This is a genomic window from Parviterribacter multiflagellatus, assembly GCF_056863265.1.
Genome location: NZ_JBXPIZ010000001.1, coordinates 514,845 through 527,972 on the forward strand (window position 1 = coordinate 514,845; position 13,128 = coordinate 527,972).

Below are 13,128 nucleotides of genomic sequence, written 5' to 3' on the forward strand. Positions count from 1 at the left end.
TGCCTGACGGCGCGCTCGCCCGCTGGGGTCAGGGGGCGAGCGCGTCCAGGCGCGCCCACAGCGCATGCCGCGCACGGTCGAAGACCGTCGGGTCGTGCAGCAGCTGGTAGCCGTGCGTCACGGCTGAGCCGAGCGCGTCCAGCTCGAACTCGATCTGCGCCGGATCGGCCTGGGGATCGAGGTCGCCCGCCTCCTGCGCCTTGCGGATCTCCGCCGTCAGGAAGCGGTGCCAGCTCGTCTTCTGCGCGATGAGCGCGTCGCGGACCGGGGTGGAGGGACGGCTCTCGAACTCCGTCCACACGGTGGTGAAGAAGCAGCCGCCGTTGAACACCTCGCCGCGGTAGTAGGCGAGCCAGCCGTCGAGCACCTGCTCCAGCCGGGCGCGGCCGCGGGGCATGTCGCGCGACGGCTCGATGACGTGCGCGGAGAACTTGCGTGTCGCGGCCTCGATCGTCGCGAGCTGCAGCTCCTCCTTGGAGCCGAAGTGGGCGAACAGCCCGCTCTTGCTCATGCCCAGCTCCGTGGCCAGGCGCCCGATCGTGAGGCCCTCGAGGCCCTCGACGGAGGCGAGGTCGGCGGCGCGGTCGAGGATCGACTCGCGTGTCCGCTTGCCCTTCACCTTGCGGCCGTCGGTCTCGGATACCGGGCTCATTCCGACCGGAAAAGTAGCACGACCGTTCGTCCATCTGATACAAAGCACGACCGATCGTGCTTTTTTCTTCCTCGGACATAGCCACCAGCACCACCGCCACCGCGCCCGTCGCCTCGCGCCGCGCGCGTCCCGCCACCGCCTCCGTCGCCCTCGGGGTGGCGTCCGGCGCGGCGTTCCTCGCCCTCCTCGACGCCACCGTGGCGAACCTCGCGGTCGCCGACCTGCAGGGCGAGTTCGCCGGCGCGTCGGTGACCGACGCGACGTGGGTGATCACGCTCTACGCGGTCGCGTTCGCGGCGCTGCTGGCTCCGGCCGGGCGGCTCGCGGACGTCGTTGGGCGGCGCCGCCTGCTCGTCTGGGGCGTCGGCGGCTTCACGCTCTTCTCGGTCGCGTGCGCTGCGGCGCCGTCGCTGGGCGTCCTGCTCGTCGCGCGGGCGCTGCAGGGCGTGTCCGCGGCGGTGATGATCCCGGCCTCGCTGGCCGTCGTGCTGGCCGACACGCCGCCCGAGCGCCGTGCCGCGGCGATCGGAGCCTGGAGCGCGGCCGGCGCGCTGGCGGCCGCGGCCGGGCCGGCGCTCGGCGGTGTGCTGGTCGACACGCTCGGGTGGCGCTCGCTCTTCCTCGTGACCGTGCCGTTCTCCGCGGCGATCCTCGTCGGCGCGCGGTACCTGCCGGCCGCCGCGCCGCGGGACGGCGCGCGGCTCCCGGACGCGCTTGGGACCCTGCTGCTCGGCGCGGGCGTCGGCCTGGCGGCGCTCGGCATCACGCAGGCGTCGGAGTGGTCGTGGGGCGACGGGCGGACCGTCGCATGCCTCGGGGTCGCGGCGCTGCTCGTGGTCGGGGCGCTCGTGCGGTCGCAGACGCACGCGACGCCGGCGATCGACATCGACCTGTGGCGCACGCGGCGGTTCGCGCTCGCCAACGTCGGGTCGCTGCTCTACGGCACCGCGCTCTTCCCGTGGTTGCTGCTCGGCGTGCTCGTGCTGACGGGCGTGTGGGGCTACACGCCGCTCGAGGCTGGGCTGGCGATGACGCCGGGCGCGATCGTCGCAGCGATCGTGGCGCTGCGGGCAGGGCCGCTGGTCGCACGGTTCGGGCCGGGGCCCGTCGTGCTCGTCGGCGCCGTCGTGCTCGCGGTGGCCGGCGCGATCCCCGCGCTGTGGCTGCCGGAGGACCCGGCGTTCCTCGCGTTCTGGCTCCCGCTCGCACTGCCGATCGGCATCGGCACGGGGGCGATCACGACGGGCATCTCGACGGCCGCCGCGCTGAGCGTGCCGCCCGCGCAGTTCGCGGCGGGCACCGGGCTCAACCAGACGGCGCGGCAGGTGGGCGGCGCGCTCGGCGTCGCGGCGCTGGCGGCGTTGCTGGCCGATGCGGGCGGCGATCCCGCCCCGTACCTCGACGTCTACTGGTTCGTGACGATCGCGACGGCGGGTGTCGCGGTCGTGGGCGCCCTGCTCGTGCGGGAGGCGCGGCGATGACCCCGCGCGACATCGCCGGCGCGGTCGCCGTCGCGTTCGAGCACGACCCCTACGTGCGGCCCGACGACGAGCTGGCGGCGATGGTCGCCGGCCATCCGTGGCGGCGCCTGGTGGTCATGGGCGACAGCGTCGCGGAGGGTGTGCGGGAGCCGTCGCCCGGCTGGCGCGACCTGTCGTGGACGGACCGGATCGTCGCGGCGCTCGGGAGCGTGTCGGAGGTCAACCTCGGGCGGCGCAACCTGCTTGCGCGGGAGGTCCGCGAGCAGCAGCTCGCCGCGGCGGTGGCGTCCCAGCCCGACCTCGTGATCCTGTCCGCGGGCGGCAACGACGCGATGCGTCGCGGGTTCGACCCTGACGCGGTCGAGGCCGAGCTCGACGCGATGGTCGGGCCGCTGCGCGCGGCGGGCGCGGACGTCGTGCTGATCGAGTTCATGGACATGACGAAGGCCGGGCTCGTGCCCGCCGAGCACGTCCCGCTCTTCGACGCGGGCATGCGCGTCCTCGCCGGCGTCGTCCGCTCGGTCGCCGAGCGCCACGACGCGCTGCTCGTGGCGATGCGCGGGCACCCGGCGTGCGCCAACCCGGCCCTCTACGCCTCCGACCGCATCCACCTCACCGCCCACGGCCACGCGGTGGTCGCGACGGAGACGGTCAAGGTGCTCCGCGCCGCCCTCGACCGCTGACCCTGCCGCCGCGCGCCCCTCGCCCCGGGGCGCGCGGCGGCGAGCTACGATGGTTGAGGTTTGCAACTTTCTCGCATCACCGCGCTCTTCCGCCCCTACCGGGCGCGGCTGGGCGCGGTGCTCGCGCTGATCATCCTGTCGGCCGGGCTCGGGATGGTGTCGCCGTTCCTCCTCAAGGAGGTGCTCGACGACGCGATCCCCAACGCGGACACGACGCTGCTCGCGTGGCTGGTCGGCGGGATGGTCGCCGTCGCGATCGCCACCGGCGTGATCGGGGTGGGGCAGACGTGGCTGTCCAACGTCGTCGGGCAGCGCGTGATGCACGACCTGCGCGCGGACGTCTACCGCCACCTGCAGCGGATGTCGCTCGCGTTCTTCACGCGCACGCGCACGGGCGAGGTGCAGTCGCGCATCGCGAACGACATCGGCGGCGTGCAGAACGTCGTCACGTCGACCGCCACCTCGATCGTCTCCAACGTCACCACGGTGCTCGCGACGATCGCGGCGATGGTGCTGCTGGACTGGCGGCTGGCGCTCTTCAGCCTGATCCTGCTGCCGTTCTTCGTCTACCTGACGCGGCGTGTCGGGCGCGAGCGCAAGCGCATCGCGTCGGTGCGGCAGGGGCGGATGGCCGACATGAGCTCGCTCGTCGAGGAGTCGCTCAGCGTCAGCGGCATCCTGCTCGGCAAGACGATGGGCCGCGCGCCCGACCTCGCCGACCGCTTCACGCGCGAGTCGGCCGAGCTGGCCGACCTCGAGGTCCTCTCTCGCATGGCCGGCCGCTGGCGGATGGCGACCGTGCAGATGTCGTTCGCGATCATGCCGGCGCTCGTCTACCTGTTCGCCGGGATGGCGATCTCGAGCGGGAGCGACTCGATCTCGCTGGGCACCCTCGTCGCGTTCACGACGCTCCAGACGCGGCTCTTCTTCCCGATCGGCCAGCTGCTCAACGTCAGCGTCGACGTGCAGACGTCGCTCGCGCTGTTCGAGCGGATCTTCGAGTACCTGGACCTGGACGTCGACATCGCCGAGCGCCCGGGCGCGCGGGACCTCGACGAGCCGGTGCGGGGCGAGGTCGCGTTCGAGGACGTCGCCTTCGCCTATGGCGAGGACGCAACCATCCTGCGCGGCATCGACCTCGTCGTCGAGCCCGGCACGACGACCGCGATCGTGGGCGAGACGGGCTCCGGCAAGACGACGCTCGCCTACCTCGTCGCGCGCCTGTACGACCCGACCCGCGGCCGCGTGACGATCGACGGCGTCGACGTGCGCGACCTGACGTTCGCGTCGCTGGCCCGCACGGTCGGGCTCGTCTCGCAGGAGACGTACCTCTTCCACGCGTCGGTTCGGGAGAACCTGCGCTTCGCCCGCCCCGAGGCGACCGACGCGGAGATCGAGGAGGCGGCGCGCTCGGCCCGCATCCACGACTTCATCGCGTCGCTGCCGGAGGGCTACGACACGGTCGTGGGGGAGCGCGGGTACCGGTTCAGCGGCGGCGAGAAGCAGCGCATCGCGATCGCCCGCACGATCCTCCGCAACCCGCCGATCCTGCTGCTCGACGAGGCGACGAGCGCCCTCGACAACGAGACCGAGCGCGCGGTGCAGATCGCGCTCGACGACCTCGCCGAGGGGCGCACGACGATCGCCATCGCGCACCGCCTCTCGACCGTCCGCGACGCCGACCAGATCGTCGTCCTCGCCGACGGCGAGATCGCCGAGCGCGGCACGTACGACGAGCTCGTCGAGCGCGGCGGGCGCTTCGCCGAGCTGGCCGCCCTCAGCGGCTGAGCTTCAGCCGGCGCGAGGCCGTCACCCGGCGATCGGCCGCGTCGGTCCCCACGACCTTCAGCGTCACCGTCCCGGCGCGGAGCTTGCGCCGCACCACGAGCGAGATCCGCTGCGGGCCGGGCGCGAGCGTCGCGAGCTTCTTCGAGGCGAGCGTCTTGCCGCCGCGGACGACGGAGATCGTCACGTTCGTGAGGAAGGCGGAGGTGCGCATCGAGATGTCGAGCGTGCCGATCCGGTTGGCGTCCGACGCGCTGCCCAGACGCTTCTTGGGGAGCGTCAGCTTCGCGCGCGCGATCGCGTTCTTCGCCGTGGCGCTCGACGCGACGGACTTGGCCGGCTTGGACGAGCTCGACGTCGCCGCCACGGGTGCGGCGGCGCCCGGTGCGGGCGCGGCAGGTGCGGGCGCGGGCGGGTCGTCGGCGGTGGAGAGCGCGGACGCGTGCTGCTCGATCCACGGGCGCAGCGCGTCGCCGCCCGCCTCGCCGTAGACGCCGTACTGCGTCGGGAACGCGCAGCCCAGGCCGTACGAGACGGTGCCGACGAGCAGCCAGCCGCCGCCGTGGTTGACCATCAGCGGCCCGCCGGAGTCGCCCTGGCACGAGTCCTTGCCGCCGAGCAGGTGGCCCGCGCAGATCGCGGTCGGCGCGTCGGGCCGGCCGATCAGCAGCCCGGTGATGCCGTACGCCAGTGCGCAGTCGTCGTCGGCCACCAGCGGCACGTCCGCCTCGTAGAGCTCGTCCGGGACGTCCGGCGCGCCGAAGAACTGCGTGCCCCAGCCGATCACGATCGCCGCGTTCCCGGCGGCGTACTGGTTCGACGTCGCGACGGCGATGGGGGAGCCGAGCGTCGACGGGCTCGCGAGCTTGACCAGCGCGACGTCGGAGCCGTCGCCGCCGCTCGCGTCGTAGTTCGGGTGCTCGAGGATCTGCGTCGCGGCGATCCGCTCGCCGCCCACGCTGCGCTGCTTCGTCCCCAGCAGGAACCGGAACTGCCCCGCCGGCTCCGTCCCGCCGTCCTCGGCGTCCACGCAGTGCGCCGCGGTCAGCACGACGTCCAGCCGGATCAGCGACCCGCCGCACCGGAACGCCCACTCGGCGTCGCTCGGCGCCTTGAACTCCATCCCGGCCATGTGCGGCCAGTCGCGGGTCGTCTTCGTCCCGCCGACGATGGCGGACGCGGTGGCGGGCACGGTCGCCAGGAGGACGACCGCGATGACGGGTGGGAGCAGCCGGCGCATGTTCAGCACAACGCCAGGAGGCTCCCACCCTTGCGCGTCAGATGCGCCAGTTCAGAGGCAGCTCGGGCGGTAGGCGGGATCCGCCGGGCCGGTGCGGCCGAGGGCGTTGAGGATCCAGCGCACCGCGAGGGGGTCGTAGATGATCCCGAGGTGCTCGACCGGCCGCAGCGGGCAGCGGTCCTGCAGGGCGACGTTCGTCACCTCGGCCGGGCCGGACAGGTAGCCGGAGGTGTACGGGATGACGACCTCGTCGTAGCGCGTGGTGACGTTGGTGTAGTCGATCGGCTCGGGCGCCTCGGGTGGCGCGTTGAGGCGCTGCATGAACGCCGAGCCGGCCAGCTGCTCCAGGCACGCGGGGCAGATGACGCCGGCGGGCACAGCGAGCGGCTGCACCGTTCCGTGGTTGGAGGGCGCGAGGCCGACGATGTCCTCCGTCTGCTCCAGTAGGCCACGGAACTTCGCCACGTACCGGGGGAGCATCCCGCCCTGCGAGTGGCCGACGAACGAGACCTTCGCCGCGCCCGTCCGCGCCAGCACGTCCCGCGCGAACGCGGCGAGCTTGTCGGCCGACTCGTCCATCGGCGCGGTGCCGCGCCGCACGAGGTCGAGGGCGAACAGGCAGTAGCCCTCGGCCTTCAGCCGCGGCGCGATCAGGTTCCAGCTGATCGTCATGTCCGCGAACGTCCCGTGGACGAGGATCACGGGCGTCGGGTGCGCGGTCGACCGGCACGAGTAGTCGTTCGTCCCCGGCGGCGGGATGCCGGGTGACTGGGCGGCCGCGGTGGCGCTGGAACCCAGCAGCGCGACGGCGGCGGTGGCGAGCAGCACGGACAGAGAACGACGCATGTCCGGAAGGGTCCGGCATCGCGGCGCGCCCCGCGCCGCTTGCGGGGTACGTGGGAGGCTCTAGTGGCGCTCGTCGCCGGTGGCCGCCGGCGGGCGGGACTCCTCGGCCAGCGAGGTGATCGTGAGCGAGCCGCGCGCCGCGTCCTCGAGGACCGAGGTCGCCTCGTCGAGGTCGCGCGCGTAGAGCTCGACCAGCAGGTGGACGACGATCTTGTCGTCCTCGTGCTTGTGGAAGCGCACGTGGGTGAAGAACTCGCGCGTGCCGTGGTCGCCGAACGCGGCGTAGCTCAGGGCGTCGCCGGCCTCCGGACCGCTGCACGTCTCGACGTCGTCGGCGTCGACCGTCACGGTGACCGACGCGACCCACGGTGTGCCGGCGATCATCCGCTCCCACCGGTCCTCGATGGGCTGCACGCGCCCGTCGACGAACCCGAGGTGCGGCTGGTCGTGCATGCACTCCAGGCACTGCACGATCGCCTCCTGCATCTCGTCGACGACCTCCGATCGCTCCCCCGTGTCGGGGTCGATCTTGTGGATGCCCTCGTAGTGGACCTGGACCTCGAGATCCTGCGACCAGCAGCGGTAGCAGCGAAGCCAGGCGGGCGTGGTCTCCGTCGACATGGTTCGAGTCTATTGGCGACACTCTGCCGCGTGACCACCGTGCTGTACGAGGCCGAGCGGGGCGTCGCGACGCTCACGCTGAACCGGCCCGACCGCCTCAACGCGATCACCGAGGAGCTGATCGCCGACCTCGACACCGCGCTGCGGCGCGCGTGGGCCGACGGCGACGTCCGGGTGATCCGCCTGCGTGGCGCCGGGCGCGCGTTCTGCGCCGGCTACGACATCGGCTGGGGCGCCGAGTGGATGGAGGCGGCCGAGGGCGACAAGCCGTGGGATCCGATGGCCGACCTCGCCGGCATCGGCCGCTTCGTCGACGCCTACAAGCAGCTGTGGGACTCGCCCAAGCCCGTCGTCGCGCAGGTCCACGGCTACTGCGTCGGCGGGGGAACGGACTTCGCGCTGTGCTCGGACCTGATCGTGTGCGCCGAGGACTGCCGCATCGGCTACCCGCCGGCGCGCGTGTGGGGCTCGCCGACGACCGCGATGTGGACGTACCGGCTCGGGCTGGAGCGCTCCAAGCGCCTGCTGCTGACCGGCGACGCGCTCGACGGACGGCGCGCGGTCGAGTGGGGGCTGGCGAGCGAGGCGGCGCCGGAGGCGGAGCTGGACGAGGCCGCGCTCGCGCTCGCGCAGCGGGTCGCGCAGCTGCCGGCGAACCAGCTGCGGATGATGAAGCTGCTCGTCAACCAGACGATCGAGGCGATGGGCCTGCGCCAGACGCAGCTGCTCGGGACGATGCTCGACGGCGCCGCCCGCCACACGCCCGAGGGCGTCGACTTCACGCGCCGCGCGATGGACGACGTGCGGGGCGCGGTGCGCGAGCGCGACGCGCCGTTTGGCGACTACGGCGAAGGGCCGCGGACGGCGTGATCGGCGCGGTCCTGGCCGGCGGCCGCGGCGCGCGCCTCGGCGGCGCCGGTAAGGCCACGGTGGAGCTGGCGGGGCGGCCGCTGGTCGAGCACGCGATCGCCGCGCTGCGCGGCGCCGGCCTCGACGAGGTGGTCGTGGTCGCCAAGCCCGAGACGCCGCTCCCCGAGCGCATCACCGCGCCCTTCTGGCCCGACGAGGACGACGACCACCACCCGCGCCACGGCATCGTCAGCGCCCTGCGCTACGCCGAGCCCGGCCCCGCGCTCGTGCTCGCGGTCGACCTCCCGCTCGTCCCCCGCGACGTCCTCGTCGCCCTCCGCGACGCCGGCGCGCTGGCCCGTGACCCCGGCGGCCGCCTCCAACCCCTCTGCGGCGTCTACCCGCCGTCCGCGCTCGCCGCCCTCGAGCAGGCCCCGCCCGACGAGCCCCTCACGCGCACGGTCGAGCGCCTCGAGCTCCCCACGTTCGACGTTCCCGCGGGAACGCTCCTCAACGTCAACACCCCCGACGACCTCGCGGCCGCGGAGGCGGTGCTGGCCGCGCGCTAGCCGCCGATGGCGGACATCGTGCGGGCCGGCTGGACGAAGCCCGGCTCGTTGACGCGGTGCTTGAGCTCCTTGCGCCAGACGGCGTCGCGGATGAGCTGCTCGAGGTCGGCGTCGGTGGCGCCCGCGCGCAGCGGCGCGCGGAGGTCCGTCTCGTTGACGGAGAAGAGGCAGGTGCGGAGCTTGCCGTCGGCGGTGAGGCGGATGCGGTCGCAGTCGCCGCAGAAGGGCTCGCTGACGGGGTTGATGAAGCCGATGCGGCCCTGCCCGTCGGCGAAGCGGTAGACGCGGGCGGTGGCGTGGGGCTCGCGGGGCTCCGGCTCGAGCGGGTGCACCGCGTCGATCGCCGCGCGGATCTCCTCGCCGGTGAGCACCTTGTCCATGTCCCACGCGTGGTCGGCGTCGAGCGGCATGAACTCGATGAACCGCACCTCGTACGGGTGGGTGCGGGCGAACTCGGCGAACGGCACGACCTCGTTCTCCGTGAAGCCGCGCAGCCCGACGGCGTTGATCTTGATCGTGTGCTCCGCCCCGGCGACGTGGGCCAGGGCGTCGAGCCCGCCGAGCACGCGGGGGAGCGCGTCGCGGCGCGTCATCTCGAAGAAGCGGTCGCGCTGCAGCGAGTCGATCGACACGTTGAACCGCTTCACGCCCGCGTCGATCAGCGCGGCCGCGTCGCGCTCGAGCAGGTAGCCGTTCGTCGTGATCGCCAGGTCGTCGACGAGCGGGGCGAGCATCCCCGCCAGCTGCGGGAAGTCGCGCCGCACCAGCGGCTCGCCGCCGGTCAGCCGGACCGAGTGGACGCCCATCCGCGCGCACAGCGCGACGAGCCGCTCGATCTCCTCGAAGCTCAGCACCTCCGAGCGCTCCAGCCACGGCAGGCCCTCGGCGGGCATGCAGTACTGGCAGCGGAAGTTGCAGCGGTCGGTGACCGAGAGCCGCAGGTCCCCGATGACCCGGCCGTGCCCGTCGCGGAGGGGCTCGACTGCCATGCGCACGAGCCTACCGGCCGCGTCCACCGTGCACCTCGTGGGTTCCAAGGATGAGGAGCGACCGCCGCGGCGGCGAGGAGGGGGCGGTACCTCGCCACCGCAGCGGTGCTCCCTGGGAGCCGTTCTGTCCGTGACCGCGCCGGCTCCGGTGGGGGAAGATGTGACCGGGAGGCGAGGTGGGCGGCTCATGTGAGGTATCGCGCAAAGAGCGCAGATCCACACTCAGCCGATCGGTCAGAGATCCGGTTGATCGGGATGGCGGCGGTGCGCCACCGCCATCGCGACGTGTCACCGGGGTGCGGCCCCGCGGGGGGAGCCGGGCCGCACCCGTTGGCGACGAGGGAGCGTCAGCCGGTCACGCCACCGGCGCGGGCCTGCGCTCCCAGGACCTGGACGGCTGCCGTGTCGGTCGCCGTGCGGGCCTTGGCCCCACGGGCGCCCGGCGCGCTCGCCGTCGCGATGTTGACCTTGCGCCCGCCGGAGCCGCTCAGGGCCCGGGCCTCGATCGTGAACGCCCGGCTCTTCTTGGCGCCGAGGCTCGCGATCGTCCAGCAGTACTTGCCGCTGGAGAGCCTGGCCCGCGGGGTGGAGGAGACGTAGACCAGCCCGGACGGCAGGTCGTCGCACACCCGCACGCCGGTGAGCGCGAACGCGCTGGTGTTCGTCACCTTGATCCGGTACGACACCGTGCTCCCGGCGGCGACCGTCCGGCGGTCGGCGACCTTCGTGATCGCCAGCCGGCCACGCACGTTCGTGATCGCGCCGTCGATGTTGTCGTCCGTCTTCGGGTCGGGCTGGTCACCCGTGACGCTGGCGCTGTTGCGCAGCGTCCCGGCGGCCATCGGCTGCGCGACGACCGTGATCGTCGCCCTGGCGCCCGGCGCCAGCGTCCCGAGGTCGCACGTGATCGGCACCTTCGTGCCGCACTTGCCGACCGTCGTCTTCACCGAGCGGACCCGGATCGGGAGGCTCGGCGTGTCGATGACCTGCACGCCCGTGGAGGCGCCCGGGCCCTTGTTCGTCACCCGCAGCGTGTAGGTGATCGTGCCCGACGTGACGGTCGACCGGTTGGAGGTCTTCTCGATCGCCAGGTCGGCCTCCGGGTCCTTCGGTCCGGGGTTCGAGGGCGTCTCCTCGTCGTCGGTGTTGTCCTTCGGGTCCGGGTCCTTGGTCGGCGACTCGACCGACGCCGAGTCCTTCAGCGTGCCGGCGTGGTCGGCCCGCGCGGAGACGAGCACCTGCATCGTCCCGCCCGCCTCGACCGTGCCGACGTTGCAGGTGACCTTCGCGGCGGTCACGGTGCAGCTGCCCTGGCTGGCCTTGGCGGAGACGAGCGTCAGACCGGTCGCCGCGGTGTCGGTGACGACGACCTTCTGGGCGTCGCTGGGCCCGTCGTTCTTGACGACCAGCGTGTAGAACAGCTGCTCGCCGACCGTGACGGACGCGACCGACGGGACCTTGTCGATCGACAGGTCCGCCTCGGGGCTCGGCGGCACGTCGCCGGTGCTGGTGTTGTTGCCCGGGTCCGGGTCCTTCGTGTCGCTGTCGACCTTGGCGGTGTTGGCCACGCGGTCGGTGACGGACGCCGCCGCACGGGCGGTGATCTCGAACGTCCGCGACTCGCCCGGCGCCAGCGACGCGACCGTGCAGGTGACCGTGCCGTCGGCGTTCGTGCAGCCCTCGGTGCTCGAGACGTAGCTCAGGCCCTTGGGCAGCGGGTCGGTGGCCTTGACGTTCTTCGCGACGCTCGGGCCGTTGTTGGTGACGACCAGCTGGTACTTGATCGTGCGGCCCGGGACGACCGTGTCGGACAGCGCGCGCTTGACGATCGACAGGTCGGCCTGCGGCTCGACGGGCACGGTCGTCGTGGACGTGTTGTCCGACGGGTCCGGGTCGGGCAGGTCGCTGCCGACGGTCGCGGTGTTGGTGAGCGTGCCCGCCGCCATGTCGGCCGCGAGCGTCGCCGTGACCTGGAAGGTCCGCGACTCACCGACGCCGAGCGTGCCGGCCGCGCAGCTCACGGTCGACCCGGTCGCCGCGCACTCCGGCGACGAGGAGCGGAAGGTGAGGCCCGCCGGCAGCGGGTCGGAGACGCGCACGTTCGGCGCGGCGTCCGGGCCGTCGTTGCGGACGACGAGCTCGTACGTGATCTCGGCGCCCGGGATCGCCGGGGTGCTGAGCGCCCGCTTGGCGATCGAGACGTCCGCCGCCCGGAACGTGACGGTCGTGGTGCCGGGCGGGTTGAGGCCGTTGGGGACGATGTTGTCCGGGCCGTTGGTGTACGTCCCGGCGACGGTCGCGGTCACGTCGACCGCCACCGTGCACGCGGCCTCGCCGGCGTTGAGGTCACCCGCGACGCCGATCGACGTCGCGCCGGCGGCGGCCGTGACCGTGCCGTTGGCGCACGTGGTCGACGCGTTCGGCGTGTCGGCGACGCGCAGGTTGGCCGGCAGGTTGTCGGTGAACGACCAGCCCGGCTTGGCCGCCAGCTCGGACGTGTTGGTGATCGTGAACGTCAGCCGCGACGTCTGCCCGAGCTCCCGCACGGTGGGGCTGAACGCCTTGTCGAGCTGCGGCGTCGCGTCGAGGACGCGGATGTTGTCGAACGCGGCGTCGTTGCCGGTGCCGCTGCCCTGCGCGTTGCGCATGCGGATGCCGAGCTCGGAGCCGGTGAACAGGACCGCGCGGTTGCCGGCGAAGCTGCCGGTCAGGTAGTCCTTGGCCGGGTTCGTGCCCACCGGGGGCACCGTGATCGTGCGCGCCCGCGGATCGGCGCACGGCTCGATCGGCGTCGTGAACGTCGGGATCTCCGTCGCGCCGTCGACGAGGTAGAACTCGTACAGCGCGTGGTTGGCGTGGCAGTTCGTCTCGGTCGCGTCGACCGAGAACGTCAGGTAGCGGCCGTTGGTCGGCAGCGGGATCGGCGAGGTCGTCTCGAACTGGATCAGATCGGCGCCCGGGTTGCCCTCGGTCATCGCCGTCACCGCGTGGTTGACGGCCGGGTTGGCCATCCCGCGCAGGTTGCCCAGCGCCCACGCCATCTGCCGCACGTTGCCGTAGTCGACGGCCAGCGCGCACCCGCTGGCGCCCTGGGCGGCGTCGGGGGAGGCGAACTCGAGGATCACGCCGTTGCAGTTGATGAGCCACGGGGCGTCGGCCCGGTACGTCGTGCCGGACGCGCCGGTGTAGGCGGTCAGCGGCACGGGCGTGGCCGCGACGCCGTTCTCGAACGGCTCGTCGTAGGCGACGACCGGCGCCTGCGGCGTGCCTGGCGTGCCGGGCGCGGCGACCGCCGTGCCGGCTCCCACCGTGAACACGGCGAGCAGCGCGAGGCCGAGCCCTACGGCCCTCGACCTGAGTTTGAACATGCGAACCTCCGGATGAGCGCAGGCGCCGTCACGGCGGGGGTGACC

11 protein-coding genes are annotated in these 13,128 nt (G+C 73.1%); 5 read left to right on the forward strand and 6 right to left on the reverse strand.

Annotation, left to right across the window (positions count from 1 at the left end):
* Window positions 1-28: 28 nt before the first annotated feature.
* Complete coding sequence (locus tag AC1UE5_RS02265; protein WP_482920436.1) at window positions 29-652, reverse strand: TetR/AcrR family transcriptional regulator; 624 nt, start codon at window positions 650-652, stop codon at window positions 29-31.
* A gap of 56 nt (window positions 653-708) precedes the next feature.
* Here AC1UE5_RS02265 and AC1UE5_RS02270 point away from each other — a divergent pair, with 56 nt between their 5' ends.
* From AC1UE5_RS02270 to AC1UE5_RS02280, 3 genes are read left to right on the forward strand one after another with little or no spacing between them, the layout of a single operon-like run.
* Window positions 709-2,133, forward strand: coding sequence for a DHA2 family efflux MFS transporter permease subunit (locus tag AC1UE5_RS02270; RefSeq protein WP_482920437.1), 1,425 nt, complete (start codon window positions 709-711; stop codon window positions 2,131-2,133).
* Entirely contained in the window at window positions 2,130-2,816 is a 687-nt protein-coding gene (locus AC1UE5_RS02275) for an SGNH/GDSL hydrolase family protein (RefSeq protein WP_482920438.1), read from the forward strand. Before AC1UE5_RS02270 ends, AC1UE5_RS02275 begins: the two co-directional genes overlap by 4 nt.
* 60 nt (window positions 2,817-2,876) lie before the next feature.
* Window positions 2,877-4,604 (forward strand): ABC transporter ATP-binding protein, encoded by a 1,728-nt coding sequence (locus tag AC1UE5_RS02280; RefSeq protein WP_482920439.1) that lies wholly within the window; start codon window positions 2,877-2,879, stop codon window positions 4,602-4,604.
* On the opposite strand, the gene AC1UE5_RS02285 is transcribed toward AC1UE5_RS02280, so the two are convergent.
* Genes AC1UE5_RS02285 through AC1UE5_RS02295 form a run of 3 tightly spaced genes read right to left on the reverse strand, consistent with a single transcriptional unit; the run spans window position 4,594 to window position 7,308 of the window.
* The gene (locus tag AC1UE5_RS02285) at window positions 4,594-5,841 is read right to left on the reverse strand and encodes a S1 family peptidase (RefSeq protein ID WP_482920440.1); all 1,248 of its coding nucleotides are present in this window, start codon (window positions 5,839-5,841) and stop codon (window positions 4,594-4,596) included. The genes AC1UE5_RS02280 and AC1UE5_RS02285 overlap by 11 nt on opposite strands.
* A 51-nt stretch (window positions 5,842-5,892) precedes the next feature.
* Window positions 5,893-6,687 carry an esterase/lipase family protein gene (locus AC1UE5_RS02290; protein ID WP_482920441.1) on the reverse strand — a complete coding sequence of 265 codons (795 nt, stop codon included), beginning with the start codon at window positions 6,685-6,687 and terminating at the stop codon, window positions 5,893-5,895.
* Between the two features lie 60 nt (window positions 6,688-6,747).
* Window positions 6,748-7,308: a hypothetical protein gene (locus AC1UE5_RS02295; protein WP_482920442.1), complete on the reverse strand. Its 561-nt coding sequence runs from the start codon at window positions 7,306-7,308 to the stop codon at window positions 6,748-6,750.
* A 30-nt stretch (window positions 7,309-7,338) separates the two neighbouring features.
* On the opposite strand from AC1UE5_RS02295, the gene AC1UE5_RS02300 reads away from it, so the two are divergent.
* Both AC1UE5_RS02300 and mobA read left to right on the forward strand, forming a co-directional pair.
* Window positions 7,339-8,178, forward strand: a complete 840-nt coding sequence (locus tag AC1UE5_RS02300; protein WP_482920443.1) for a crotonase/enoyl-CoA hydratase family protein — start codon at window positions 7,339-7,341, stop codon at window positions 8,176-8,178.
* Window positions 8,175-8,726, forward strand: coding sequence for a molybdenum cofactor guanylyltransferase (mobA, locus tag AC1UE5_RS02305; protein WP_482920444.1), 552 nt, complete (start codon window positions 8,175-8,177; stop codon window positions 8,724-8,726). The genes AC1UE5_RS02300 and mobA overlap by 4 nt, the downstream gene beginning before the upstream one ends.
* On the opposite strand, the gene moaA is transcribed toward mobA, so the two are convergent.
* Together moaA and AC1UE5_RS02315 are read right to left on the reverse strand one after the other, a co-directional pair.
* The gene (moaA, locus tag AC1UE5_RS02310; RefSeq protein ID WP_482920445.1) at window positions 8,723-9,715 is read right to left on the reverse strand and encodes a GTP 3',8-cyclase MoaA; all 993 of its coding nucleotides are present in this window, start codon (window positions 9,713-9,715) and stop codon (window positions 8,723-8,725) included. The genes mobA and moaA overlap by 4 nt on opposite strands.
* Before the next feature lie 347 nt (window positions 9,716-10,062).
* A complete protein-coding gene (locus AC1UE5_RS02315; protein ID WP_482920446.1) occupies window positions 10,063-13,083 on the reverse strand; it encodes a DUF7933 domain-containing protein in 3,021 nt (1,006 codons plus the stop codon).
* Window positions 13,084-13,128 lie beyond the last annotated feature (45 nt).

Excerpts from the sequence above, each read along its gene's own strand:
- AC1UE5_RS02275 (WP_482920438.1), top strand. The coding sequence starts at position 2,130 with ATGACCCCGCGCGACATCGCCGGCGCGGTCGCCGTCGCGTTCGAGCAC.
- AC1UE5_RS02295 (WP_482920442.1), bottom strand. The coding sequence starts at position 7,308 with ATGTCGACGGAGACCACGCCCGCCTGGCTTCGCTGCTACCGCTGCTGG.
- moaA (WP_482920445.1), bottom strand. The coding sequence starts at position 9,715 with ATGGCAGTCGAGCCCCTCCGCGACGGGCACGGCCGGGTCATCGGGGAC.
- AC1UE5_RS02290 (WP_482920441.1), bottom strand. The coding sequence starts at position 6,687 with ATGCGTCGTTCTCTGTCCGTGCTGCTCGCCACCGCCGCCGTCGCGCTG.
- AC1UE5_RS02265 (WP_482920436.1), bottom strand. The coding sequence starts at position 652 with ATGAGCCCGGTATCCGAGACCGACGGCCGCAAGGTGAAGGGCAAGCGG.
- AC1UE5_RS02285 (WP_482920440.1), bottom strand. The coding sequence starts at position 5,841 with ATGCGCCGGCTGCTCCCACCCGTCATCGCGGTCGTCCTCCTGGCGACC.
- AC1UE5_RS02315 (WP_482920446.1), bottom strand. The coding sequence starts at position 13,083 with ATGTTCAAACTCAGGTCGAGGGCCGTAGGGCTCGGCCTCGCGCTGCTC.